This window comes from Streptomyces sp. SID13726 (assembly GCF_010548375.1).
Taxonomy (GTDB): domain Bacteria; phylum Actinomycetota; class Actinomycetes; order Streptomycetales; family Streptomycetaceae; genus Streptomyces.
Genome location: NZ_JAAGLY010000005.1, coordinates 522,261 through 546,852, shown reverse-complemented (window position 1 = coordinate 546,852; position 24,592 = coordinate 522,261). Strand labels below are relative to the sequence as shown.

Sequence of the window (24,592 nt, the reverse complement as noted above, 5' to 3'; positions counted from 1 at the left end):
GGCCGTCCGGCGCCCCCGGAGGGGAGCCAAGGAATCAGCCTTGCCGAATCACCAGTCTGCCACCCTGCCGCTGGGCGACGACTTTGCCGGGGAGATTGATGGCTCCCTGGCCGCGCCACCCGGTGATCAGCCGGTCGACTTCCTCGATGTGGCGGGCGAACAGCGATCCGGCCGGGGCGCCGGCCTCGATGGCGGCCTGGCGCAGGATCCGGCGGCGTACGGCGGGCGGCAGGGCGTAGAGCTTGGCGCACTCCAGGAGGCCGGCCGAGTCACGTACGGCGGCCTCGGCCTGGCGGGCCCAGGTGTCGAGGGCGTCGGCGTCGTCGCGGGAGAGCTGGGCCGTACGGGCGAGCGCCTCGACGACTCCTTTGCCGAGCGCCTTCTCCAGGGCGGGCAGGCCTTCGTGGCGCAGCCGGGACCGGGTGTACGCCGGGTCGGCGTTGTGCGGGTCGTCCCAGACGGGCAGGGCCTGGACCATGCAGGCCTTGCGGGCGGTCTGCCGGTCGAGCTGGAGGAAGGGGCGGCGGTAACGGCCGTCGGCCCCCGAGACCGCGGCCATTCCGGACAGGGAGCGGATGCCGGAGCCGCGGGCGAGGCCGAGCAGGACGGTTTCGGCCTGGTCGTCGCGGGTGTGGCCGAGGAGGACCGCGGTGGCGCCGTGGCGGGCCGCGGCGGCGTCGAGGGCGGCGTAGCGGGCGTCCCGGGCGGCGGCCTCGGGGCCGCCTCCGCGGCCGACGGTCACGGCGGTGGACTCGACGGGATCCAGGCCGAGTTCGCGCAGCCGCAGGACGACTTCCTCGGCGCGCAGGTCGGAGCCGGGCTGGAGGCCGTGGTCGATGGTGACGCCGCCGGCGCGGACGCCGAGCCGGGGGGCCTCGAAGGCGAGGGCGGAGGCGAGCGCCATGGAGTCGGCGCCGCCGGAGCATGCCACGAGCACGAGCGGCGTCGGCGGGCGCTCGTGCGGGCTGTGCGTGGTGGAGGCGTGCTGGTCGGTGAGGAGGTCGTGGAGGACGCGGCGGACCGCCAGGCGTATCGCCGCGACCGCAGGATGGGGACCCATGTCCGGTTCCCTTCATGAAGTTTTCGGGGGGTGAGCCCCGAGTTCGGTCACTCAGAGTGTGTAGATGGTGACAGAACCGGGGCGTTCCCCGAGCATTGCACGCCTACCCATGGCTCACGGTCCCTCGGACGGGTGATTGAAGGGGCGTTCGCCTGCCGTCGGCCGGATTCCTCTCACGAGGTCGGCGCGTGGCTCACGACTCGGCCTTGCGGTGCACCCGCGCGACCCAGTCCGCCGGTTTGGCGATCTCCGACTTGGTGGGGAGGGTGTTCGGGGAGGTCCACACGCGGTTGAAGCCGTCCATGCCGACCTGGTCGACGACGGCCCGCACGAAGCGCTCGCCGTCGCGGTACTGGCGGAGCTTGGCGTCGAGGCCGAGGAGCTTGCGCAGGGCCATGTCCAGGCGGGAGGCGCCCTTGGCCCGGCGTTGCTGGAACTTCTCGCGGATCTCGGCGACGCTCGGCACCACGGCCGGGCCCACGCCGTCCATGACGAAGTCGGCGTGGCCCTCCAGGAGGGACATCACGGCGGTGAGGCGGCCGAGGATCTCCCGCTGGGCGGGGGTCTGGACGATCTCGACGAGGGAGCGCCCGCCGTCCTCGTCCTCCTCGCCCTCGGGCCGTCCGCCGGCCAGCGACTGGGCGGCCTCCCTGATGCGCTCCAGGACGGTCATGGGGTCGACCTCGGTCTCCCCCAGGAAAGACTGGATTTCGCCCTCAAGATGGTCGCGCAGCCAGGGCACGGCCGTGAACTGGGTGCGGTGCGTCTCCTCGTGCAGGCAGACCCAGAGGCGGAAGTCGTGGGGCTGGACGTCGAGTTCGCGCTCCACGTGCACGATGTTCGGGGCGACGAGGAGGAGCCGGCCGCCGCCGTTCTCCCCTGCGGGGAGTTCGCGGGTGGCGGGGGCGAAGGTCTCGTACTGGCCGAGGACGCGGGAGGACAGGAACGACAGCAGCATGCCCAGTTCGACACCGGTCACCTTGCCGCCGACGGCGCCGAGGACCGCGCCGCCGGGGGTGCTGCCGCGCCGCTCCTGCATCTTCTCCAGGAGCGGCTTGAGGATCTCCCGGAACCCGGCGACGTTCGCCCGGACCCAGCCGGGGCGGTCGACGACCAGGACGGGAGTGTCGTGGACGCCGTCGGTCCCCATCCGGGTGAAGCCGCGGACGTGTTCCTCGGAGGCCTTGGCGTGCCGGCGCAGTTCCGCGACGACGGCCCGGGCCTCGTCGCGGCTCACTTCGGGGCCCGGCCGCACGAGCCGGGTCGCGGTCGCCACCGCGAGGTTCCAGTCGACCATCTGAGAAGAAGCCGCACCACCGATGCTCGTCATGCGTCAACCGTACGTGAGCGTCCCCGCTTGGGGCAGGCCACGCGGACGGGCGGAGCGGACACCGGGTCAGCCGCAGCCGCAGGCCGCCAGCGCGGTCGCCGTACGGTCCAGCGCGCTCTGCGCGGCCCCGGGGTCCGTCGTGTCGGACGCGAGGAACGCGAAGGCGAGCAGCCGCCCGTCCTGGTCCACGACCGTCCCGGCCAGGGTGTTCACCCCGGTCAGGGTGCCGGTCTTCGCGCGTACGACACCTGCGGCGCCGTCGGCGTAACGGCTGGTCAGGGTGCCGGTGAAGCCCGCCACGGGGAGGCCGGTGAGGACGGCGCGGAGTTCGGGGCGGGCGGGGTCGCCGGCCTTCACGAGCAGGGAGGTCAGCAGGTCGGCGGTGAGGCGGTCGGCGCGGTCCAGGCCGCTGCCGTCGTGGAAGTCGGCGCCGGACAGCGGGAGTCGGAGCTTCTTGAGCTGCGCGCGGATCGCCTTGCCGCCGCCCTCGAAGTCGGCGCGCTGCCTGTCCGCGATCGCGGTCTGGCGGGCGAGGGCCTCGGCGATGTCGTTGTCGCTGTTGGTCAGCATGCGCTCGACCAGGGCGGACAGCGGTGGCGAGGAGACCTCGGCGAGGGTGTCCGCGCGGCCGGTCGCCTTGGAGGGGCCGGGGGACGTGGTCTTGATGCCGTGGGCCGCCAGGAGCTTCGCGAAGGTGCGGGTGGCTTCCGTCGCCGGGTCGCTCACGCGCGGGGCGGGGCCGCTGGCGGTGTCGTCGGTGCGGCCCTCGTCGGTCATCAGGGCGGTGACGGGGGCGAGGTTGTCGTTGACCCCGATCGGGTGGATCTCGGGGCCCGCGTAGAGGGTCTTGTCGTAGGAGAGCGTGACCGCGCGGATGCCGCGCTTCTCGAGGGCGGCGGCCGTGTCGGCGGCCAGCTCCCGAAGGCTCGCCCAGCCGTCCGCGTCGGGCCGGGCGGTGAGTGTGGGGTCGCCGCCGCCGACCAGGACCAGTTCCTTCGTGTCGGGTTCGAGGGCCGCGCGCGTGGTGAGGCGGTGGTCGGCGCCGAGGGCGGAGGAGGCGGCGACCGCGGTGGCGATCTTCGTGGTGGAGGCGGGGGTCAGCCCGGCGCCGGCGCCCGCGCCGTACAGCCGCTTGCCGGTGGCGACGTCCACGACGGCCGCGGTGTGGCGGGCGCCGAGCGCGCTGTTCCCGAGGAGCGGGCCGAGGACGCCGGAGAGGGCCTGGCCGGTCGGGGCGGACTTCACGGAGTTGCCCCCGCCGCCGAGTCCGACGAGCACGGACGCCGCGCTCGGGGCGGGGTGCGGGGCCGCGTCCGTCGTACCGGAGTCACCGCCGTGATCTGTGCCACCCGTCCGCTCCAGTGCGGCGGCCCGGTCCCGCTCGGCCGTACGCTGACCCGAGGAGTCCCACGGACCGGCTGCGGTCGCCACGGTGGCGGCCAGCGCCAGACCGGCGGTGGCGGCGCCCGCGGTGTACTGCCAGGTCCTGACGGTCTTCGGCCTCGGAAGACGCGCGAGCTGCGGCTTCGCGGCCCGTGCAAACCGTGTGACCTGCGGTTTCACAGCGGCGGCAGTCCGCTGGAGCTGCGGTCGTACGGCGCCCGCGGCTCGCGTCAGCTGCGGTCGTACGGCATCCGCGGCGCGTGCCAGACGGGGTCGTACGGCGTTCGCGACCCGCGCCACCCGCGGTCTCACGACCCGCCAAGGCCTCAGTTCAGGCACGACCAACAGCCCCTTTCGCGATCACACACCGGCGTGAGGGACACTTAACCACCAGAACTATGTGCTGATCATGGAGGAGCCACCGGTGGAGTTCGACGTCACGATCGAGATTCCGAAGGGTTCACGGAACAAGTACGAGGTGGACCACGAGACCGGTCGGATCCGCCTGGACCGTCGACTCTTCACCTCGACCGCCTACCCGACCGACTACGGCTTCGTCGAGAACACCCTCGGCGAGGACGGCGACCCGCTGGACGCGCTGGTCATTCTTGACGAGCCGACGTTCCCGGGCTGCCTCATCAAGTGCCGTGCGATCGGCATGTTCCGCATGACGGACGAGGCGGGCGGCGACGACAAGCTGCTCTGCGTCCCGGCGACGGACCCGCGTCAGGAGCACCTGCGCGACATCCACCACGTCTCCGAGTTCGACCGCCTGGAGATCCAGCACTTCTTCGAGGTCTACAAGGACCTGGAGCCCGGCAAGTCCGTCGAGGGCGCCGACTGGGTCGGCCGCACCGACGCCGAGGCCGAGATCGAGCGGTCCTACAAGCGCTTCAAGGACCAGGGCGGCCACTGAGTCCTGTGTCACGGGCGGGCCGTACGCGCACGCGTGCGGCCCGTTCGCATGCCCGCGCATACTGAGATCTCACGGAAAGTGTCGTTCAGGGAGCGTTACGGAGTGACGGAGGCGGAGCACCGAAAGCCGCAGTCGGACGAGGCGAGGAGTTTCTACGACTCCGAGATCACGTCCGAGTTCGCCGTTCCCGACGGGCTCGCCGTGCCGAGAGCCGTCGGCGGCGAGGCGGAGACCACGTCCGAGTTCGCGCTGCCCAAGGGGCTGGAGGTGCCGCAGGCGCCCGTCGCCGAGCTGGAGGGGTCGGCGTTCAACACGCCCAGGACCTACAGCGCGAAGGACGCGCCGCCCGCGTTCACCCCGCCGACCGGCATCCCGGTGGTCAGTCTCACCAAGGACGTGCCCTGGCAGGACCGGATGCGCACGATGCTGCGGATGCCGGTGGCCGAGCGGCCCGCGCCGGAGCCGGTCGCGAAGTCCGAGGACGAGGTCGGTCCCGCCGTCCCGCGCGTGCTCGACCTGACCCTGCGGATCGGGGAGCTGCTGCTGGCGGGCGGTGAGGGCGCGGAGGACGTGGAGGCGGCGATGTTCGCGGTCTGCCGTTCCTTCGGGCTGGACCGCTGCGAGCCGAACGTCACCTTCACCCTGCTGTCGATCTCGTACCAGCCGTCCCTGGTCGACGACCCCGTGACGGCCTCCAGGACCGTACGGCGGCGCGGCACCGACTACACGCGGCTCGCGGCCGTGTTCCGGCTCGTGGACGACCTCAGCGACCCCGAGGCGGCCATCTCCCTGGAGGAGGCCTACCGGCGGCTCGCGGAGATCCGGCGCAACCGGCACCCGTACCCGACCTGGGTGCTGACCACGGCGAGCGGGCTGCTCGCGGGCGCGGCCTCCGTGCTGGTCGGCGGTGACCTGGTGGTGTTCGTCGCGGCGATGCTGGGCGCGATGCTCGGCGACCGGCTGGCGTGGCTGTGCGCGGGGCGGGGGCTGCCGGAGTTCTACCAGTTCACGGTCGCCGCGATGCCGCCGGCCGCGATCGGGATCGCCCTGACACTGGCCCACGTGGACGTGAAGGCGTCCGCGGTCGTCACCGGTGGACTGTTCGCGCTGCTGCCGGGGCGGGCGCTGGTGGCGGGCGTCCAGGACGGCCTGACCGGCTTCTACATCACCGCGGCGGCCCGGCTCCTTGAGGTCATGTACTTCTTCGTGGGCATCGTCGTGGGCGTCCTGGTGATGCTCTACGTCGGTGTGCAGCTGGGGGCGTATCTCAACCCCGACGAGGCGCTGTCGACGGACTCGCGGCCGCTGTGGCAGATCGGGGCGTCGATGCTGCTGTCGTTGACGTTCGCGGTCCTGCTTCAGCAGGAACGATCCACCGTGCTCGCCGTGACCCTGAACGGCGGTGTCGCGTGGTGTGTGTACGGCGCGATGCGCTACACCGGCGAGTTCTCGCCCGTTGCCTCGACAGCCGTGGCGGCGGGCCTGGTCGGGTTGTTCGGGCAGTTGCTGTCCCGGTACCGGTTCGCTTCCGCGCTGCCCTACACGACGGCGGCGATCGGGCCCCTGCTGCCGGGTTCCGCGACGTACTTCGGGCTGCTGTCGATCGCTCAGAGCCATGTCGACGAGGGGCTGGTGTCGCTGTCCAAGGCGGCGGCGCTGGCGATGGCCATCGCGATCGGGGTCAACCTCGGGTCGGAGATCTCCCGGTTGTTCCTCCGGGTGGGCTCCGCGGGCAAGCGGAGGGCCGCGAAGAGGACACGGGGGTTCTGACCCCGCGTCGGCACGGCCCCGCGCCGCTGGTCGGGTCTCAGTAACCCTGGTTGTACGGGTTCTGCTGGTTCTGCTGGCCGTACGGCTGCTGCCCGTAGGTCTGCTGCTGCGGGTACTGCTGGGCGTAGGGCTGCTGCTGACCGTACGGCTGCTGCTGGCCGTAGTACTGCTGAGGCGGCTGCTGCTCGTCGTCGGACGGGATGCGGCGGAGCTGGGTCGTCGCGTCGTCCATCGGCTGGTACGGCTGCTGCTGCGGAGCCTCCGCCGCCGCCCGCTTCTTCTTGCCGCGCTCGCGCAGGTACTCGATGAGGATCGGGACCACCGAGACCAGGACGATGAGGACGAGGATCGCCTCGACGTTCTTCTTGATGAAGTCGATCTGGCCGAGCCAGTAGCCGGCGAGGGTGACGCCGGTGCCCCAGGCGACGCCGCCGATGATGTTGTACGTCAGGAAGGTGCGGTACTTCATCCGGCCGGCGCCCGCCACGATGGGGGCGAAGGTGCGCACGATCGGGACGAAGCGGGCCAGCACGATCGCCTTGGGACCGAACTTCTCCATGAACTCGTGCGCCTTCTCCAGGTTCTCCTGTTTGAAGAGCTTGGAGTTGGGGCGGCTGAAGAGCCTCGGGCCGAAGAACTTGCCGATCATGTAGCCGACCTGGTCGCCGATGACGGCGGCCGCCACGATCAGCGTGCACACCAGCCACAGCGGCTGGCTGATGTACTGCCCCTGGGCGACGAAGAGACCCGCCGTGAACAGCAGGGAGTCGCCCGGCAGGAACGCGAAGAGGCCCGACTCGGCGAAGACGATCAGCAGGATGCCTGGCAGGCTGAAGGTCTCGATCAGATAGTCGGGACTGATCCACTCGGGGCCGAGCGCGAGCGTGGTCACGGGATTGTGGCTCCTGCTGGTGGGGCGGGCGGGGCGGGGCTGCCCTCAAGTATCAACGCAGCCGCGGCGACCCAGGTTCCATGGGGTCCCCCAGGATGCACTGTGCTCCGTCCGGGACAAAGCTGTGAGCCATGGGTATTGACGAATACGGCGGTGGACAGGGGCCTCAGCCCGACGTGCTCGTGGTGACCACGAACGACGTGCCCGGTTTCCGGGTGCAGGAGGTGCTGGGCGAGGTCTTCGGGTTGACCGTACGGTCCCGGCACCTCGGCAGCCAGATCGGCGCGGGCCTGAAGTCGATGATCGGCGGTGAGCTCAAGGGGCTCACCAAGACGCTGGTGCAGACCCGCAACCAGGCCATGGAGCGGCTCGTCGAACAGGCACGCGCGCGTGGGGCGAACGCGGTGCTGATGTTCCGCTTCGACGTGACGGAGGCGGCGGACGTGGGGACGGAGGTGTGCGCCTACGGGACGGCGGTGATCCTGACCCGGGACTAGGGCCCGGGTCAGGAGCGGCTCAACCGGCGTGCCGGGCGGCGTTGGCCGTGATCGCCTCCCTGAGGTGCTCGGCCAGACCCGCGCGCATGCTGTCGTAGAACGCCTTGAAACGTTCGTCCGAGACGTACATCTCGCCCAGGCCGACGTGCGTCTCGTACGGGCAGTCGTAGAACCACGTGCTGATGTGCCGCCGGTGTTCCTCGGCCATGTCCATCGCCGCCTCGCCGGTCGGTGGTTCGCCGACGGTCATCAGTGCGTCGTAGCGCTCGCCCCAGGCGTTGACCTCGGCCTGCATGCGCTTCCAGTCGTCCTTGGTGTAGCGCGCGGCGCGGCGCTGTGACTCGGCGTACGCCTCGGTGCCGCCCCAGCGCTGCTCCGCCTCCTCGGCGTACCGCTCGGGGTCCTTGTCGCCGAAGACCTCGAAACGTTCCTCCGGCGTCAGATCGATGCCCATCCTGCGTGCCTCCATGGCCTGCTCCACGGCCGCCGCCATCTTCTGGAGCCTCTCGATCCGGGCGGTCAGCAACTCGTGCTGGCGGCGCAGCTGCGCGCGCGGGTCCGCGGCCGGGTCGTCGAGGAGGGTGGCGACCTCGTCGAGCGGGAAGCCGAGCTCCCGGTAGAACAGGATCCGCTGGAGCCGGTCGAGGTCGGCGTCGCTGTAGCGCCGGTGCCCCGCCTGGCTGCGCTCGCTCGGGGCGAGCAGGCCGATGTCGTCGTAGTGGTGCAGTGTGCGCACGGTGACGCCGGCGAAGCCCGCGACCTGTCCCACGGAGTAGCTCACTTCGTCCGCTCCCTTCTCGGTACGCGCTTCACGGTGCCTCCTCACGCCGCGTGAGGTGCAAGCCCGGCACGGCACCTCCGGATGTCGTGACCGTTTTGTCCGCTTATCGTGAGCCCGTGGCCCAGGACACCGCGCAGCAGGCACCCGCCGCCCCGGCGCACGCCCTGCTGCCGTTGATCCTCCCCGCTCTCGCGGTCGGCGTAGGCGCGAGTCTGCTGCTGGTCGGGGTGAGCGCGGCGGCCGAGCAACTCCAGCACGTGCTGTGGCGGAACCTGCCGGACGCGCTGGGCGTGGGCCGGTACTCCGTGCTGTGGATGCTGGTCATGCTCACGGCCACCGGGATCGCCGTAGGCCTCGTGGTGTGGAAGGTGCCGGGGCACGCCGGTCCTGATCCGGCCACGACCGGGCTGAACGCCCCCGTGCTGCCGCCGGCCGTGCTGCCGGGGCTGGTGCTGGCGACCGCGCTGATGCTCGCGGGCGGGCCGAGCCTCGGGCCCGAGAACCCGATCATCGCCGTGAACGTGGCGCTCGCCTTCTGGCTGGGCCGCAGGCTGCTGCCCCGGATGCCGCGCGGGCTGTGGCCTGCGCTGGCGGAGGCGGCGACGATCGGCGCGCTGTTCGGGACGCCGGTGGCGGCAGCGCTGGTGATCTCCGAGGCGCTGGCCGGACGGCAGCTCAGGGGCGCGCTGTGGGACAACGTCTTCGGACCGCTGGTCGCGGCCGCGGCCGGCGCGCTGACGACCACCCTGGTGGCCCATCCGAGCTTCGACCTGCACCTGCCGGCGCTCGACCGGCCCGGCTGGGGCGATCTGCTGGCCGCGCTGGTGGTCGCGTCGGTGGCGGCGGCGCTCGGCATGGTGGCCGTGCTCGCCTTCCCGTACGTCCACGGCGCGTTCGGGCGGCTGCGCCATCCGATGCTGGCGATTCCGGCCGGCGGTCTTGTGCTGGGGCTGCTGGCGGCCGTGGGCGGGCATCTGACGCTGTTCAAGGGGCTGGACGAGATCGGCGAGCTGGCGGCTGACCCGGAGGGCTGGTCGGCCGGGGAGTTCGCCACGCTCACGGTGGTGAAGCTGGCCGCGCTGCTCGTCGCCGCCTCCTGCGGATTCCGCGGCGGGCGGATCTTCCCAGCCGTGTTCGTCGGGGTCGCCCTCGGGCTGTGCGCCCACGCCCTGGTGGACGCCGTGCACCCCGCGGTCGGGGTGACGGCCGGGGTGCTCGGCATGCTGCTCGCCGTCACCCGGCAGGGCTGGGTGAGCCTGTTCACCGCCGCCGTACTGGCGTCCTCGCCCGCGATCCTCGCCCTGCTGTGCATCGCCTCGCTGCCGGCCTGGCTGCTGGTGACGGGGCGTCCGCAGATGCAGTTGCGCGAGGACGGAACCCCCGTCCGCTGACCGACGTTGATCCCTCAGGAGGGCACGCCCATGCCACTGCACGAAGGTCCCGAGAAACCCGACGAGCGCCCCATGTCCGTCAACCCCTTCTACGGCGCGGCCGATCCGGTCGGCGGGATGACCGAGGCCCCGCCCAAGCACCGGCTCCCCGGCGCGCCCATGCCCCCGGCCACCGCGCATCAGCTGGTCCGCGACGAGCTGATGCTGGACGGCAACTCCCGGCTGAACCTCGCCACTTTCGTCACCACCTGGATGGAGCCCCAGGCCGGGGTCCTGATGAGTGAGTGCCGGGACAAGAACATGATCGACAAGGACGAGTACCCGCGCACCGCCGAGCTGGAGCGGCGCTGTGTGGCGATGCTCGCCGACCTGTGGCACGCGCCGGACCCGTCGGCGGCGGTGGGCTGTTCGACGACCGGCTCCAGCGAGGCGTGCATGCTCGCGGGCATGGCGCTGAAGCGGCGCTGGGCGCGGCGCAACGCCGACCGGTACCCGGGGGCGCGGCCCAATCTCGTGATGGGGGTCAACGTCCAGGTCTGCTGGGAGAAGTTCTGCAACTTCTGGGAGGTGGAGGCCCGTCAGGTGCCCATGGAGGGCGACCGCTTCCACCTCGACCCGCAGGCCGCGGCCGAGCTGTGCGACGAGAACACCATCGGGGTCGTCGGCATCCTCGGCTCCACCTTCGACGGCTCCTACGAACCGGTCGCCGACCTGTGCGCGGCCCTCGACGCCCTCCAGGAGCGCACCGGCCTGGACATCCCGGTGCACGTCGACGGGGCGTCGGGCGCCATGGTCGCGCCCTTCCTCGACGAGGACCTGGTGTGGGACTTCCGGCTGCCCAGGGTCGCCTCGATCAACACCTCGGGGCACAAGTACGGGCTCGTGTACCCCGGCGTGGGCTGGGCGCTGTGGCGCGACAAGGAGGCGCTGCCCGAGGAACTCGTCTTCCGCGTCAACTACCTGGGCGGCGACATGCCGACCTTCGCGCTGAACTTCTCCCGGCCGGGCGCGCAGGTCGTGGCGCAGTACTACACGTTCCTGCGGCTGGGCCGCGAGGGCTACCGGGCCGTCCAGCAGTCCACGCGGGACGTGGCCCGCGGAGTCGCCGAGCGCGTGGCGGCGCTCGACGACTTCCGGCTCCTGACCCGGGGCGACGAGCTGCCCGTGTTCGCCTTCACCACGGCCGAACACGTCGAGGCGTACGACGTGTTCGACGTGTCCCGGCGACTGCGCGAACGCGGCTGGCTCGTCCCGGCGTACACCTTCCCTCCCCATCGCGAGGACCTCTCGGTCCTGCGCGTGGTGTGCCGCAACGGCTTCTCGGAGGACCTCGCCGACCTGTTCGTCGAGGACCTGGCCCAACTGCTGCCCGAACTACGCCGCCAGCCGCACCCGTTCACCCGGGACAAGGACGCGGCGACGGGGTTCCACCACTAGGGTCTGCCGTTTGGATCAGGACGGCCGCGAGGAGCGGTGCGTCCTGGCGGGGCCGAGCGGGGTCTGGTGCGGGCGGCTGCGAGGCGGAGGGGCCGTGTCGAGCAGCCGCTGCCGCGGCGGGCGACGTGATGGGGGCCCTCCCGCGCGAGGTTGCTTCGAGCGTGGGGGAGTCGGCGACCGACGACAACGCGGCTGAACCCCCTCGACCTTGAGGCTGTGGGGGAGTGCGTGCCAGGGCCCGCGACGGCCGGCCTGATCCGCCGGACCGGGCCTAGCGGCTCAGCCGCGCGAACCTCCGTACCGCCAGCGGGAAGAACGCCGCGAGGAGGGTCAGCGGCCAGACGACCGCCGCCCAGATGTGGCCCGGTTCGCCGCCGGGGCCGCCCAGCAGGTCGCGGACGGCCGTCGCCGTCTGGGACAGGGGGTTCCACTCGACCGCCGTGCCGAGCCAGCCGGGCATGGAGTGGGGAGTGGCGAAGGCGTTGGAGAGGAAGCCGACCGGCCAGACCAGGATCTGCACGGCCTGCACCAGCTCCGGCTTGCCGGCGACCATCGCGAGGTGGATGCCGATCCACAGCATGGCGAACCGGAAGAGCAGCAACAGGCCCACCGCGGCGAGGAGTCCGGCGGGCCCGCCCTGGGTCCGCCAGCCGATCGCGTACCCGACGCCGATCATCGCGGCCAGGCTCAGCGCGGACTGGAGCATGTCGGCGGCCGAACGGCCCACCAGGACCGCCCCGTTGGCCATCGGCATGGACCGGAACCGGTCGATCACGCCCTTGTCGAGGTCCTGGGTCACCGCGATCATGGTCGCCTCCAGGCCGAACGCCATGGTCAGCGCGAGCATCCCCGGGACCAGGTAGTCGACGTACTCCCCCTCGACGTCCCGGCCGCCGCCGACCAGGTAGCCGAACATCAGCAGCAGCATCACGGGGAACACGAGCCCGACCAGGACCCGCACCGGCTGCCGTCCCCAGTGGGCGAGTTCGCGCCGGGTCATGGTCCAGGAGTCGGTCAGCGCGTACGCCGCACTCATACGGTCTCCTTCACTCGTCGGTCGTCTCCCGTGAGGTGCAGGAACACCTCGTCCAGCGTGGGCCGGCGCAGGACCACGTCCTCCGCCTCGATCCCGGCCGTCTCCAGCGCCCGTACGACCGCGGAGAGCGCCGCCATCCGGTCGGTGACCGGGGCGCTGAGCAGCCGGCGGTCGGTGTCGACGGAGACCCCGGACGTGTCGAGCGGCAACAGGGCCACGGCGGCGCCCAGTTGGCCCGCGTCCCGCAGGACGACGTCGATGCGGTCGCCGCCGGTGCGGGCCTTCAGCTCGTCGGCGGTGCCGTCGGCGACGACCCGGCCCCGGTCCACGAGCGAGATGCGGTCGGCGAGCTGGTCGGCCTCCTCCAGGTACTGCGTGGTCAGCAGGATCGTCGTACCGCGGTCGGCCAGGGAGCGGACCGCGGCCCACACCTCGGCGCGGCCACGCGGGTCGAGGCCGGTGGTGGGTTCGTCCAGGAACAGCACCTCCGGGTCGCGGATGAGGGAGGCGGCGAGGTCGAGGCGGCGCCGCATGCCGCCGCTGTAGGCGCGCACCGCCTTGCGGCCGGTGTCGGCCAGGCCGAAGCGCTCCAGGAGCTCGTCGGCGCGCACGCGCGCGTGGCGGGCGCCCAGGTGGTACAGGCGGCCGAACATCTCCAGGTTCTGCCGGCCGCCGAGTTCCTCGTCGAGGGCCGCGTGCTGGCCGAGCAGGCCGATCCGCAGCCGTACGTCATAGGCGCCGCGCACCACGTCGTGGCCCGCCACCTCGGCGCGGCCCTCGCCGGGGCGCAGCAGGGTGGACAGGATGCGGACCAGGGTGGTCTTGCCCGCGCCGTTCGGCCCGAGCACGCCGTGGACGCTGCCGCGCGCGACCCGGAGGTCGAGCCCGTCCAGGGCGGCTTTGTCGCCGTACCTCTTGCGCAGGCCTTCCGCGACGATCACGTGGGTCATCGGTCCCCTCCCAGGAAGCCCTTAGTCAAACTTGACTACCTTCCCAAGCTAACGCGACCGACCCCAGTCGTCAAACTTGATTAGCCGGCATCCCCGGGGTGCCGCTCCCCTGTCGCGTACGGGTTCTCCTCGTTCTCCGCGAGGACGCCGACGAACGGCTCGCCCTCGTCGATGAACGTGTAGGCGCCGCCCTCGATCCGGCCGATCAGGCCCTGGGTCCACTCGGCCTCGGAGTCGGCCGTGTGGACCCACATGTTCATGATCTCGCCGATGTGGCCGAGCTGTTCGGGGCCGTCCTCGGGGACGTAGTGCGCGAGGACCGAGGAGCGCCACGCCTCGATCCCCCGCGTGCGCTCCTTCAGCAGCGCCACCGCCTCGGCCCTCGGCAGGTCGACCATGAAGCCGATGGCCGCCGTCTTCACGTCCCCGCGCTGGTCGTAGGTGACCAGCGCGTCCCGCAGCAGCGTGTAGTACTCCCCCGTGCCCTGCTCGGTGAGTTCGTACTCCACGCGCGGCGGGCCGCCCGCCGTGGACGGCGCGATCTCGTGCGCGTGCAGCAGCCCCTGCTTGGCCATCTGCTTCAGGGCGTGGTAGATCGAGCCGGGCTTGGCGTTGGACCACTCGTGCGCGCCCCAGTACTCCAGGTCGCCTCGCACCTGGTAGCCATGGGCCCGCCCGTGCTGGCGCACCGCGCCCAGCACGAGAAGACGGATCGCTGACATGCGCTCCAGGTTATGGCCTCGCTTTTCGGCGAGCGCCACCAGCTACTTCCCGGCGAGAGCCACCAGCTCGAACGCCGTCTTCCCGTCGAGCGACTCGCGGACGATGTCGGCGTGCCCCGCGTGCCGGGCCGTCTCGCGGATCAGGTGCAGCAGCACCCAGCGGACCGAGACCCGGCCCTCCGGCGGGAACCAGGGCTGGTCCGGAAGCGCGAAGGTCTGATCGAGGCTCGGCACCGAGCGGGCGAACGCCTCCGTCTCCGCGGCGACCTTCTCCCAGTACGCCAGCTGCGACTCGACGCTCTCGCCTTCGACCAGGGCGAAGCATTCGTGCCAGTTCGACTGGTCCCGGTGCACGGCCGGCTCCTCGCCCCTGGCCCGGGCGATCCAGCTCTGCTCGACCTCGGCGACATGCTTGACCAGCCCGGCGAGCGAGAGTTCGCTCGCGCTCGGCCGGCTCACGGCCTGCTCGTCCGTCAGCCCGAGGACGGCCCGCCGGATGCCGCCCCGCTGCTCCTCCAGGAAGGAGAGCAGCGCTCCGCGCTCGTCGCCGTTCGCCTCTGCCGGAACGTGAGTGACCATGACAGCCGCCTTTCGCTTGCGTGGAGCCAGGAGCCCTTCCCCCTGACAACGACGAAGCTACGGGCCCTTTAGGACAGGTTCGGTCCTAAAGAGCCCGTGGCGGCGGTCGTACGGCATTTCCCCGCGCGTGCGTCAGAACGGGAAGCCGCTGCGGCCGTGCTGGACCGAGATCCACTTGGTGGTGGTGAAGGAGTCCAGCATGGTGTCGCCGTTCAGGCGGCCGATGCCGGAGTGCTTCTCGCCGCCGAAGGGGACGATCGGCTCGTCGTGGACGGTGCCGTCGTTGACGTGGAACATGCCGGTGTCGATCTGCTTGGCGAAGGCGACACCGCGCTCGATGTTCGCGGTGTGGACCGCGCCGCTGAGGCCGTAGGGGGTGTCGTTGACCAGGCGTACGGCCTCCTCCTCGCCGTCGAAGGTCAGGAGGAACGCCACCGGGCCGAAGACCTCCTGCTTGAGCAGCGGCGAGCCGGCGGGGAGGCCGGTGAGGACCGAGGGCTCGACCAGGTTGTCGGTGGTGGTGCCGTGCACCAGGGCGGTGGCGCCCTCGGCGATGGCCTGCTCGACGACGCCCGAAACGGCGTCCGCCTGCGAGGAGTTGATGACCGGGCCGATGACCGTCTCGGGGTCGCGCGGGTCGCCGGCCTTCAGGGTGCGCACCTTGGCGACGAACTTCTCGGTGAACTCCTCGGCGACACTGCGGTCGACCAGGACGCGGTTGGCGGCCATGCAGACCTGGCCCTGGTGGACGTAGCGGCTGAAGACGGCGGCGTCGACCGCGTAGTCGATGTCGGCGTCGTCGAGGACCACGATCGCGCTGTTGCCGCCGAGTTCGAGGACCGAGCGCTTGAAGTGCGAGGCACAGACGGTGGCCACGTGGCGGCCGACCTTGTCGGAGCCGGTGAAGGAGATGACCTTCGGGATCGGGTGCTCCAGGAAGGCGTCCCCGATCTCGGCGATGTCGGTGATGACGACGTTGAGCAGACCGCCGGGCAGGCCCGCGTCCTCGAAGATCTTCGCGACCAGGGCGCCGCCGACGATCGGCGTGTTCTGGTGCGGCTTGAGGACGACGGCGTTGCCGAGCGCGAGCGCCGGGGCGACCGACTTGATCGACAGCAGGAAGGGGAAGTTGAAGGGGCTGATCACACCGACGACCCCGACCGGGACGCGGTAGACGCGGTTCTCCTTGCCGTCCACCGGCGAGGGGATGATCCGGCCCTCGGGGCGCAGCGAGAGGTGGATGGCCTCGCGCAGGAACTCCTTGGCAAGGTGGAGTTCGAAGCCGGCCTTCAGCCGGGTGCCGCCGAGTTCGGCGATGATCGCCTCGGCGATCTCGCCCTCGCGCTCCTCGATCAGCCTGAGCGCCTTCTCGAACACCGCTCGGCGGGCGTAGGGGTTGGTCTCGGCCCACTTCTTCTGGGCGCGGGCGGCGGCCTGGTACGCCTCGTCGACCTCGTCGACCGTGGCTATCGTGATCGAGGCCAGCTTGTCGTTGTCGTACGGGTTGAAGTCGATGATGTCCCAGGAGCCGGTGCCCGGGCGCCACTCACCGTCGATGTACTGCTGGGCCAGGTCGGTGAAGTACGACGACATGTGATCCCCAAATCACTAGCAGACACACGATCAACGTCACGGTCTGATCACACGTCATCGTACTTGCGCGGCACGCCAGTTGGGCACGCTGAGCAATCTTCTGGGGAGAACCCTAGGAGAGTTGGAGGAGACCTCGTAGAAGATCCCGGCTCTCGTCGAGCCCCGGGCTGTCCTGCTGGAGCTCCTTGAGCGCCTTCTCGTACTGCGTGACGTCCTCGCGCTTGTCCAGGTAGAGCGCGCTGGTGAGCTGCTCCAGGTAGACCACGTCGGTCAGGTCGGACTCGGTGAAGCTGAGGATGGTGAACGCGCCGCTCTCGCCGGAGTGGCCGCCGAAGCCGAACGGCATGATCTGGAGCCGTACGTTGGGGTGTTCGGAGATCTCGATGAGGTGCTGGAGCTGGCCGCGCATCACCTCGCGGTCGCCGTAGGGGCGGCGCAGGGACGCCTCGTCGAGGACCACGTGGAACTCGGGGCCGCCGTCGTCCGTCAGGTGCTTCTGCCGCTCCAGGCGCAGCGCCACGCGCTTCTCGACGTCCGCCTCGCTCGCGCCCTTCATGCCGCGCCGGACGACTGCACGTGCATACGCCTCGGTCTGCAACAGTCCGTGGATGAACTGCACTTCGTAGGCGCGGATCAGGGAGGCGGCGCCCTCCAGGCCCACATAGGTGGGGAACCAGCTCGGCAGGACGTCGGAGTAACTGTGCCACCAGCCCGCGACGTTGGCCTCCCGGGCGAGGGACAGGAGCGAGGCCCGCTCCTGCTCGTCCGTGATGCCGTAGAGCGTCAGCAGGTCCTCCACGTCACGCGTCTTGAAGCTCACCCGGCCCAGTTCCATCCGGCTGATCTTCGACTCGGAGGCGCGGATCGAGTAGCCCGCCGCCTCGCGCGTGATGTTCCGCGCCTCACGCAGCCGCCTGAGTTGCGAGCCGAGCAGCATCCGCCGCACCACCGATCCGGGCTCTCCCGCGCTCACGTTCGCCAGCCTCCCCAACGTCTTCAGGGGCCGAAGTCTGCCACTAAAACACTCCGAGCAGTACTCGTCCGATTACAGAGATGGCAATTAGCCAGAGATTCTGCACAGACCTGGGACAGGAAGAGAGGAGGAAGGGACAAGGAACCGTAGAGAAGATGGCGGAAAAAATGGCCAACAAGCGGTACGGGAGGGTCCAATTCGGTCAACTGCACGTGCATCTGCACCTTGCATCTGCACCGCGCATCCGAAACCATGGTCCCGCGCAACCGCTGCATCGCAACGACCGCGAATTCCCGGGAGTGCCTCGCATGGGGACGAATGGATCGACCATGCTCGAGCCGTTACGGCAGGGCCTTCCGCCGCTGGATCCCGCGGCCGTGTCCGATGCCGCCTCCTGCTCCCTGCCCGCCCGCTACGAAGCGGTGGGCGACGCACGGAGGTTCACCCGCAGAACGCTGGACCAGTGGGAGCTGGGCGACCGCTTCGACGACGTCTGCCTGGTCGTCTCCGAACTCGTCACCAACGCCCTGCGGCACGCGATGCCGGCCAACAGCACGCGCGCGGGCGAGCACAACCCGCCCGTGCGGCTGCATCTGATGCGGTGGACGGAGCGGCTGGTGTGCGCGGTGCGCGACCCCAGCCAGGACAGTCCGGTCGCGCGCGACTCGGACGACTTCTCGGCGGAGTCGGGGCGCGGGCTGTTCCTCGTCGACTCCTTCAGCGACGGCTGGGGCTGGCACCCGATGGCGGGCACGCTCGGCGGGAAGGTCGTCTGGGCGCTGTTCCGGCTTCAGCCGCACCCGGCGGGCGGTTCGGTGAACGGCACGGGTGGTTCGGGCGGTTCGGGCGAGTGATGTGCCGCGGCGTTTTTCGACGCCGCGGTTCTACGCGCGTTACGCCCGGGGAGCAAGCGGTTACCGTCGGTCACACGCGAGCGGTGGGGGTCATCCCGCGATCAGGTGGTCGAACTCGCCGTCCTTGATGCCCAGGAGCATCGCCTCGATCTCCGCGCGCGTGTAGACGAGCGCGGGACCGTCGGGGAAGCGGGAGTTGCGCACGGCCACCCCGCCGTCCGGGAGACGGGCGAACTCCACACAGGAACCCTGCGAGTTGCTGTGCCTGCTCTTCTGCCAGGCCACCCCGCGCAGATCCGTGGCCGTCATGCCGTTGTACACGTCGAGGTCCACAGGTCGCTCCCCGGTGGTGCGGTGGCCTTGTGGCCAGTGATGCAGTGGTCAACTGGTCCGGATCATAGCTCTGTTCACGTGCAGATGCATGAGCAGATGCACGTGCACGCGGGGTGGTCCTGCGGTTACAGATGTGACGTGTGGGGCGCGCCATCCGTTCCAGCACCCGGGACCGGGTCCCCCGTGTACAGGAAGAGACGCATGGCGCGCCCTCGGTGTTCCAGTCGATCGCGTTCAGCGGGAGCTGTACGGCAGCAACGCCATCTCGCGCGCGTTCTTGATCGCCCGCGCCAGCATGCGCTGCTGCTGGGCCGTGACCCGGGTGACCCGGCGGCTGCGGATCTTGCCGCGGTCGGAGATGAACCTGCGCAGCAGATCGGTGTCCTTGTAGTCGATGTAGGTGATCTTGGCCTGGTCCAGCGGGTTGGGCCGGTTCTTGGCGGGCTTGCGCTCGGGCTTGCGGGGCATACGGGTCAGACCTCCAGGAGGGTGTCGAAGGCGGGCGGCAACCGCTTCCAGGCGTCGCGCCCGGCGGCGTACTCGGCGTCGGTCAACAGGCAGGACTCCAGGAGCCGTTCGAGCCCGTCGCGGTCGAGGCCGGGCGAGGTGAAGACGAGGTGCTGGCAGCAGTCGCCGTGCTCGGCGTGCCAGTCCATGGCGGCGGCGGCCCGGCGCACCGGCGGGACCATGTCCCAGGCCGCGTCCGGCAGGGACGCGAGCCAGGGCCCCGCGCTCTCCACGCACAGGGCGCCGCCGGCCGCGTCCCAGTGCAGCAGCACGTCCGGCTTGTCGGCGAGCCAGAACCGGCCCCGGCTGCGGGCGGCCGCGCAGGTGATGTCCTCCAGCGCGTCGTAGAGCCGCTCCGGGTGGAAGGGGCGGCGGCGGTGCCAGACCAGGGTGGAGACGCCGTGCGCGTCGGCCTCGGTGGGGAGCAGGGCGCAGGCCGGGTGCTGGGCCGCCGCCGCGGAGTCCACGTCGAAGCCGGCGAGGGCGGCCCGGGCCAGCGGCGCGTGCGCGGAGGGCCGTAGGGGATAGCGCGAGCCCGCCAGGTCCGTCGGGTGGCCGCCCGCGATCGGGACCTGGCGGGCGGTCGGATGGAGCTGCGCGAGCAGCTCGCGGTCCTCCTCGTCTGCCTCCGGGGAGTCGAGGACGGCGAGGACGGGGGCGTACTCCAGCTGGCGCGCGAAGGTGTCCGCGACCGTGCGCTGGTCGGTGGCCGCGGCGGCCAGGCCGCGCTCGGCGAGGTCGTCGCCGTTGCCGAGGTACGGCAGCACGAGCGCCGGGTCTACGGCGGTGATCACGCCGGTGACGGTGAGCCCGCCGGCGGCGACGACCTCGGCCATGGCCTTGGGCTCGACGGAGTCCCACAGTTCGACGACCGCGAGGCGGAGCGTCCCGGCCTCGTCCAGCCGGCGCAGCTCCGGGACCAGGTCCTCCCGGAGCGCGCAGCAGGCGCAGTCGTTGACCAGGGGCGTCTCGCCCGCGGACAACGTGCCGGTGGCGTCGCGGATCGTCCGTACGACGGTGCCGGCCGCGGCCGTCGCCAGGTCGTGGTGGAGGACGACACTGCCCGGCACGTCGACGAGGAGCCGTTCGACGGCCGCTCTGCGGGCGTCGGCGTGCAGCCCGCCGACGATCACGACGGAGAGCATCAGCCCTTCTTTCCGTACCGGCGCTCGAAGCGCTCCACGCGTCCGGCGGTGTCCAGCACGCGCGCGGTACCCGTGTAGAAGGGGTGGCTGACGTTCGAGATCTCGACGTCCACGACCGGGTAGGTGTGGCCGTCCTCCCACTCGACCGTCTTCTCGCTCGTCATGGTCGAGCGGGTCAGGAAGGCGTAGTTCGCGGCACGGTCACGGAAGACGACGGGGCCGTAGGCGGGGTGGATTCCCTGGCGCATGAGGGTCAGCGCTCCTCTCGGAAGTCGACGTGGCGGCCGGCGACCGGGTCGTACTTCCGCAGGGTCATACGGTCCGGGTCGTTGCGGCGGTTCTTGCGGGTCACGTAGGTGAAGCCGGTCCCTGCGGTGGACCGGAGCTTGATGACCGGACGGAGTTCGTTGCGTGCCATGCTGCTATCTTACTGAAAATGAATTCCATTTACACACCCGCTTCGAGAGAGGTGCATCACCTGTGTCCGCCCACTGCATGCTGACCGGGGCCCAGCCGGGCTTCGGCAACCGCATCTCCCACTCCCACCGGCGTACTTCGCGCCGCTTCGACCCCAACATCCAGTCCAAGCGCTACTGGTTGCCCAGCGAGGGCCGCCATGTGCGGCTGCGGCTGAGCACGAAGGGCATCAAGACCGTCGACTCGATCGGCGTCGAGGCGGCCGTGGCGCGGATCCGCGCGCGCGGTGTGCGGGTCTGAGGATTCGAGGGAGAAAAGGAACAAAAGGGAGAAACGGGTATGGCGAAGAAGAGCAAGATCGCGAGGAACGAGCAGCGCCAGGAGGTCGTCGCGCGGTACGCCGAGCGGCGGGCCGAGCTGAAGGAGATCATCCGCCGGCCGTCCTCGACAGAGGAGGAACGGCTCGCGGCACAGCGGGAGTTGCGGCGCCAGCCGCGGGACGCGAGCGCCACGCGCGTGCGTAACCGGGACCAGGTGGACGGGCGCCCGCGCGGCTACTTCCGGGCCTTCGGACTCTCCCGGGTCGGTCTGCGGGAGCAGGCGCACGCGGGATATCTGCCAGGTGTTCGCAAGTCTTCCTGGTAGGTCTCACGGCGGGCCCTGATAGCTTGCTGCGATCGTTCGCCCGTCCGCTACAGCTTGGAGCTTCCGGTGAATTCGGCGATCCTCTCGCGCTTCTCGCACACGGTGTCCCGTCGGCGGGCGGGGCTCGCCGCCGTGGGGCTCGTGGGTGTGCTGGCGTTGAGCGCGTGCAGTGGTGGCGGGGACTCCGACAACTCCGACGACACCTCGTCGCCCAGCTCCAGCGCGTCCGCCTCCTCCTCCACGAGTGGTGGTACGGCGTCGGGAGCGGCCGGTGAGGTGGCGGGCAGCTGGCTCGCCACCACCGAGGGCAAGGCGGTGGCGCTGGTCGTCAACGGCGACCGCGCCGCCCTCTTCGCCACCGGCGGCTCGGTGTGCACCGGCAGCGCGAGCACGGACACCATCCGCCTCAAGTGCACGGACGGCAGCAAGGACCGGGCCGACGGGGCCGTCGAGTCGGTGGACAAGACCACGCTGAAGGTGAAGTGGACGGGTGGTCTCGGCACCGAGACGTTCACACGGTCTGAGGGCGGGCAGTTGCCGAGTGGGTTGCCTACGGTGGGGTTGGGGTCTTAGCGGGGGGGTGGGGGTCTTAGCGGGGGCCTCGGGGGTAGGGGGCGGGCTTCGGCGGGCGTCGGGGCGTGGCGGAGAGTTTCGGCGGGCCTCGGGTCGTCGCGAAGGCTTCGGTGGACCCGGGGGAGCGTGGTGGAAGGCTCCGGCGGGCCCCGGGACTTGGCGGGGAGATTCGGCGGGCCGCGGGGCGTCGCGAAGGCTTCGGCGGACCTGGGAGCATGACCCAAGGCTCCGGCGGGACCCGGGGCTTAGCGGAGAGATTCGGCGAGCCACGGGAGCGTGGCGAAGAGTTTCAGCGGGCTTCGGGGCGTAGCGCGAAGGCTTCGGCGGACCTGGGAGCGTGGCGGAAGGCTCCGGCCGGCCCCGGGGCTTGGCGGAGAGAATCGGCAGACCGCGAGTCGTCGCGAAGGCTTCGGCGAGCCTCGGGCTTGGCGGAGAGATTCGGCGAGCCACGGGGGCGTGCGAAGAGTTTCAGCGGGCTTCGGATCGTAGCGAAGGCTTCCGTCGGCCCCGGGGCTTGGCGGAAAGCTTCGGCAGACCGCGGGTCGTCACGAAGGCCTCGGCGAGCCCCGGGCATAGCAGAGAGAATCGGCGAGCCACAGGGGCGTGGCGAAGAGTTTCAGCGGGCTTCGGGTCGCAGCGAAGGCTTCGGTGGAACTGGGGCGTGGCAGAGGGCTCTGGCCGGCTCCGGGGCTTGGCGGGGAGATTCGGCAGGCCGCGGGGCGTCGCGAAGGCTTCGGCGGGTCCCGGGGCATAGCGGAGAGACTCGGCGGGCCTCGGGGCGTAGTGGAGGCTTCGTTGGGCCTGAAGCCGTAGTGGAGGCTTCGTCGGGCCTGAAGCCGTAGTGGAGGCTTCGTCGGGCCTGAAGCCGTAGTGGAGGCTTCGTTGGACCTGGGGGCGTGGCGGGGACTTCGGTGGGGGTGGGCGACCGTGGGGGCACTTCATGGGTGATGATCCATGCACCGGATCGCTCACATCAGAGGACTTCACATGCGCGCCGCCCCCCTCGCCGTCACCGCCCTCGCCGCCGCTCTGCTTCTGACCGCCTGTGACGACGGGGGTGACAAGGCCTCCGGCGGGGGTGGCAAGGGCTGCAAGATCGGGGTGCTGCACATGGAGGTCGGTCCCGCCAATGTGGCGCCGGCCGCCGGGGACACCGGTGACGTGCCCGTCACGCTCACCAACCCGAGCGCCCCCTGCACGCTGGAGGGCTTCCCGGGCATCGACCTGTACGCCGCGGACGAGTCGACGAACCTCCAGCCGACGGCGGGCGCCAAGTCGCAGAAACTGACCCTGGCCAAGGGCGACACCGCCACCTTCACGATCACCTACGAGCGCGGGAAGACGGGCGGCTCGGATGTGATGGACGTCAAGACGCTGAAGATCAGCCTGCCGGGCGCCCCCGACCAGCGGAGCTACAAGTGGCCGTACGGCCCGGTCCAGGCCGGGGACAACCCCGGTGACCTCAAGGCCTCGGTCAGCGCCTTCACTCAGGCCGGCGACTGAGCCGGGGGCGGTTCGCGACCTGCGCCCGGTCGGCCGCCTCCGCGCCCTCCGTCCAGCCCGCCTCGTCGCTGACGCCCCGCAGCCGGGTCGTCGTGGTCCGCGGGAACATGCGGTCCGTGTGGTCGGTGACCGCGACCGCACGGGAGGCGAGGACCGGGAGCAGATCGTCGGTCACCGGGGTCTCGGCGGCGGCCCGCAGACGGTCGCCGACGCGGTGGGCGTAGGCCGCGAGGAAGGACTGCCGGAAGGTCTTGGTGCGCTTGCGGCCACCCGCGCGCTGGGCCGCCTCCGCCTTCGCCATCGCGGACTGCGCCTGCACCAGCAGCGAGGTGTACAGGAGTTCGACCACCTCCAGGTCGGCCTCGAATCCGACGACCGTGGAGAAGCCGAACGGTTCGTTCCACACCGCCCGGCAGTGGTTGGCCGTCGCGACCGCGTCCAGCAGCACCGCCTTGGCCTGCTCGTACGGCGGCTCGACCCCGATCCGGCAAGCACCCGGAGCGTCCTTCGAGGGCGCCCGCGCGTCCAGCAGCGCCTCGTCGACACTGTGCCGGGCCATCAGCTGCTGCGCCCTCTCGGTGAGCGCCTCCGCCTCCGCCGGATAGTCGGTCGCCTCCGCCTTGGCGAGGAGGGCGCGGATGCGGGTGAGCATGCGGGAGTCGCCTTTGCGGTGCCCTTCCTGCTGTGCCTTGTGCCCGTGCCGGGGATCGTCCAGCGGTTCCAGCGCGGGCAGGCGCAGCAGCAGGCGGTACAGCTCCAGTACGGCGGTCGCGTGCGTGAAGCGGTCGGCGCGGGCGGGGCGGCCCGCGCTGTCGTCGGTCTCGTCCGGCTGGGCCAGCTCGGCCAGCTGGGCGGCCCAGCGGTGGCCGCGCGGGCGGTCGTCCGGGGCCTGGGCGCGGATCAGGGCGGCGGCCACGCGTACGTGTACGTCGTCCAGCTCGCGCCGCACGATCCGTACGACGTCGGCGGGCTGCCAGCCGCGCCGCCAGGCCTGGGCCACGAACTCCCTGCCGCGCCGGGCCAGTTCGGTGTCCGACGCGGGGTCGGAGGCGAGGAGGGAGGCGCCGGTGTCGAGTGCGGTGTCGTCGTCGGCGTAGAGGGCGGTGCGGAAGGCGCGGTCGACGGTGGTGGCGGGGTGCGGGCCGTCGCCTGTGGGGCCGCCTGTGCCGCCGTCCCTGCCGTTGTGTCCGCTGCTGCTCACCGGGGGATCGTCTCACTCCCGGTGAGACGAGCGCAGGGAGGGCCGGTCCCCTCCGGCGGCGTCCGGCGGAGCCTGACTGCGTCCGGCCGCGTCTCGCTGTGTCC

The 24,592-nt window shown here is 71.1% G+C and carries 27 protein-coding genes; 10 read left to right on the top strand and 17 right to left on the bottom strand.

What is annotated here, in order from left to right:
* Positions 1-34: 34 nt before the first annotated feature.
* The 3 genes from tilS to dacB all read right to left on the bottom strand — a co-directional run bounded on the left by tilS (position 35) and on the right by dacB (position 4,118).
* Entirely contained in the window at positions 35-1,060 is a 1,026-nt protein-coding gene (tilS, locus tag G3I78_RS16845) for a tRNA lysidine(34) synthetase TilS (protein ID WP_164425129.1), read from the bottom strand.
* 193 nt (positions 1,061-1,253) lie between these two features.
* A complete protein-coding gene (locus G3I78_RS16840) occupies positions 1,254-2,390 on the bottom strand; it encodes a zinc-dependent metalloprotease (RefSeq protein ID WP_164425127.1) in 1,137 nt (378 codons plus the stop codon).
* Between the two features lie 66 nt (positions 2,391-2,456).
* Positions 2,457-4,118 (bottom strand): D-alanyl-D-alanine carboxypeptidase/D-alanyl-D-alanine-endopeptidase, encoded by a 1,662-nt coding sequence (gene dacB, locus G3I78_RS16835; protein WP_164425125.1) that lies wholly within the window; start codon positions 4,116-4,118, stop codon positions 2,457-2,459.
* Between the two features lie 79 nt (positions 4,119-4,197).
* Here dacB and G3I78_RS16830 point away from each other — a divergent pair, with 79 nt between their 5' ends.
* Together G3I78_RS16830 and G3I78_RS16825 are read left to right on the top strand one after the other, a co-directional pair.
* Entirely contained in the window at positions 4,198-4,689 is a 492-nt protein-coding gene (locus G3I78_RS16830; protein WP_164425123.1) for an inorganic diphosphatase, read from the top strand.
* Positions 4,690-4,791: 102 nt separating this feature from the next.
* The gene (locus tag G3I78_RS16825; protein WP_164425121.1) at positions 4,792-6,459 is read left to right on the top strand and encodes a threonine/serine exporter family protein; all 1,668 of its coding nucleotides are present in this window, start codon (positions 4,792-4,794) and stop codon (positions 6,457-6,459) included.
* Between the two features lie 37 nt (positions 6,460-6,496).
* Here G3I78_RS16825 and G3I78_RS16820 read toward each other — a convergent pair whose 3' ends face one another.
* The gene (locus G3I78_RS16820) at positions 6,497-7,351 is read right to left on the bottom strand and encodes a VTT domain-containing protein (protein ID WP_164425119.1); all 855 of its coding nucleotides are present in this window, start codon (positions 7,349-7,351) and stop codon (positions 6,497-6,499) included.
* A 131-nt stretch (positions 7,352-7,482) separates the two neighbouring features.
* Between G3I78_RS16820 and G3I78_RS16815 the strand changes: the two genes are divergently transcribed.
* Entirely contained in the window at positions 7,483-7,848 is a 366-nt protein-coding gene (locus G3I78_RS16815; protein WP_164425117.1) for a YbjQ family protein, read from the top strand.
* 19 nt (positions 7,849-7,867) lie between these two features.
* Here the strand turns inward: G3I78_RS16815 and G3I78_RS16810 are convergent, their stop codons facing one another.
* The gene (locus G3I78_RS16810; protein ID WP_164425115.1) at positions 7,868-8,629 is read right to left on the bottom strand and encodes a MerR family transcriptional regulator; all 762 of its coding nucleotides are present in this window, start codon (positions 8,627-8,629) and stop codon (positions 7,868-7,870) included.
* Positions 8,630-8,745: 116 nt separating this feature from the next.
* Between G3I78_RS16810 and G3I78_RS16805 the strand changes: the two genes are divergently transcribed.
* Both G3I78_RS16805 and G3I78_RS16800 read left to right on the top strand, forming a co-directional pair.
* Positions 8,746-10,020 carry an ion channel protein gene (locus G3I78_RS16805; RefSeq protein ID WP_164425113.1) on the top strand — a complete coding sequence of 425 codons (1,275 nt, stop codon included), beginning with the start codon at positions 8,746-8,748 and terminating at the stop codon, positions 10,018-10,020.
* Positions 10,021-10,050: 30 nt separating this feature from the next.
* A complete protein-coding gene (locus tag G3I78_RS16800) occupies positions 10,051-11,457 on the top strand; it encodes a glutamate decarboxylase (RefSeq protein ID WP_164425111.1) in 1,407 nt (468 codons plus the stop codon).
* 271 nt (positions 11,458-11,728) lie between these two features.
* Here the strand turns inward: G3I78_RS16800 and G3I78_RS16795 are convergent, their stop codons facing one another.
* From G3I78_RS16795 to G3I78_RS16770, 6 genes are all read right to left on the bottom strand, one after another.
* On the bottom strand, positions 11,729-12,493 hold the full coding sequence (locus G3I78_RS16795) for an ABC transporter permease (protein ID WP_164425109.1): 765 nt from the start codon (positions 12,491-12,493) through the stop codon (positions 11,729-11,731).
* On the bottom strand, positions 12,490-13,443 hold the full coding sequence (locus tag G3I78_RS16790) for an ATP-binding cassette domain-containing protein (protein WP_164425107.1): 954 nt from the start codon (positions 13,441-13,443) through the stop codon (positions 12,490-12,492). The genes G3I78_RS16795 and G3I78_RS16790 overlap by 4 nt, the downstream gene beginning before the upstream one ends.
* 80 nt (positions 13,444-13,523) lie before the next feature.
* Positions 13,524-14,165 (bottom strand): PadR family transcriptional regulator, encoded by a 642-nt coding sequence (locus G3I78_RS16785; protein ID WP_164425105.1) that lies wholly within the window; start codon positions 14,163-14,165, stop codon positions 13,524-13,526.
* 42 nt (positions 14,166-14,207) lie between these two features.
* A complete protein-coding gene (locus G3I78_RS16780; RefSeq protein WP_164425103.1) occupies positions 14,208-14,744 on the bottom strand; it encodes a DinB family protein in 537 nt (178 codons plus the stop codon).
* A 132-nt stretch (positions 14,745-14,876) separates the two neighbouring features.
* The gene (locus tag G3I78_RS16775; RefSeq protein ID WP_164425101.1) at positions 14,877-16,337 is read right to left on the bottom strand and encodes an aldehyde dehydrogenase family protein; all 1,461 of its coding nucleotides are present in this window, start codon (positions 16,335-16,337) and stop codon (positions 14,877-14,879) included.
* Positions 16,338-16,449: 112 nt separating this feature from the next.
* Entirely contained in the window at positions 16,450-17,274 is an 825-nt protein-coding gene (locus G3I78_RS16770; protein WP_164425341.1) for a helix-turn-helix transcriptional regulator, read from the bottom strand.
* 365 nt (positions 17,275-17,639) lie between these two features.
* Here G3I78_RS16770 and G3I78_RS16765 point away from each other — a divergent pair, with 365 nt between their 5' ends.
* Positions 17,640-18,164: an ATP-binding protein gene (locus tag G3I78_RS16765; RefSeq protein ID WP_239157842.1), complete on the top strand. Its 525-nt coding sequence runs from the start codon at positions 17,640-17,642 to the stop codon at positions 18,162-18,164.
* A 90-nt stretch (positions 18,165-18,254) separates the two neighbouring features.
* Here the strand turns inward: G3I78_RS16765 and G3I78_RS16760 are convergent, their stop codons facing one another.
* The 5 genes from G3I78_RS16760 to rpmG form a co-directional block, all read right to left on the bottom strand.
* A complete protein-coding gene (locus tag G3I78_RS16760; RefSeq protein ID WP_031042736.1) occupies positions 18,255-18,497 on the bottom strand; it encodes a DUF397 domain-containing protein in 243 nt (80 codons plus the stop codon).
* 234 nt (positions 18,498-18,731) lie between these two features.
* Positions 18,732-18,965, bottom strand: coding sequence for a 30S ribosomal protein S18 (gene rpsR, locus G3I78_RS16755; protein ID WP_164425097.1), 234 nt, complete (start codon positions 18,963-18,965; stop codon positions 18,732-18,734).
* 5 nt (positions 18,966-18,970) lie between these two features.
* Entirely contained in the window at positions 18,971-20,149 is a 1,179-nt protein-coding gene (locus G3I78_RS16750) for a GTP-binding protein (protein ID WP_164425095.1), read from the bottom strand.
* On the bottom strand, positions 20,149-20,397 hold the full coding sequence (locus G3I78_RS16745) for a type B 50S ribosomal protein L31 (RefSeq protein WP_164425093.1): 249 nt from the start codon (positions 20,395-20,397) through the stop codon (positions 20,149-20,151). Before G3I78_RS16745 ends, G3I78_RS16750 begins: the two co-directional genes overlap by 1 nt.
* Positions 20,398-20,402: 5 nt before the next feature.
* A complete protein-coding gene (gene rpmG / locus G3I78_RS16740) occupies positions 20,403-20,567 on the bottom strand; it encodes a 50S ribosomal protein L33 (RefSeq protein ID WP_015658813.1) in 165 nt (54 codons plus the stop codon).
* 62 nt (positions 20,568-20,629) lie between these two features.
* On the opposite strand from rpmG, the gene rpmB reads away from it, so the two are divergent.
* The 4 genes from rpmB (at position 20,630) to G3I78_RS16720 (ending at position 23,287) form a co-directional block, all read left to right on the top strand.
* On the top strand, positions 20,630-20,866 hold the full coding sequence (gene rpmB / locus G3I78_RS16735; RefSeq protein ID WP_164425091.1) for a 50S ribosomal protein L28: 237 nt from the start codon (positions 20,630-20,632) through the stop codon (positions 20,864-20,866).
* 39 nt (positions 20,867-20,905) lie between these two features.
* Positions 20,906-21,211, top strand: coding sequence for a 30S ribosomal protein S14 (rpsN, locus tag G3I78_RS16730; protein ID WP_164425089.1), 306 nt, complete (start codon positions 20,906-20,908; stop codon positions 21,209-21,211).
* A 66-nt stretch (positions 21,212-21,277) separates the two neighbouring features.
* On the top strand, positions 21,278-21,784 hold the full coding sequence (locus G3I78_RS16725; protein ID WP_164425087.1) for a hypothetical protein: 507 nt from the start codon (positions 21,278-21,280) through the stop codon (positions 21,782-21,784).
* 987 nt (positions 21,785-22,771) lie between these two features.
* Entirely contained in the window at positions 22,772-23,287 is a 516-nt protein-coding gene (locus tag G3I78_RS16720; RefSeq protein ID WP_164425085.1) for a DUF4232 domain-containing protein, read from the top strand.
* On the opposite strand, the gene G3I78_RS16715 is transcribed toward G3I78_RS16720, so the two are convergent.
* Positions 23,268-24,488 carry a DUF2786 domain-containing protein gene (locus tag G3I78_RS16715; RefSeq protein WP_164425083.1) on the bottom strand — a complete coding sequence of 407 codons (1,221 nt, stop codon included), beginning with the start codon at positions 24,486-24,488 and terminating at the stop codon, positions 23,268-23,270. The genes G3I78_RS16720 and G3I78_RS16715 overlap by 20 nt on opposite strands.
* Positions 24,489-24,592: the final 104 nt, after the last annotated feature.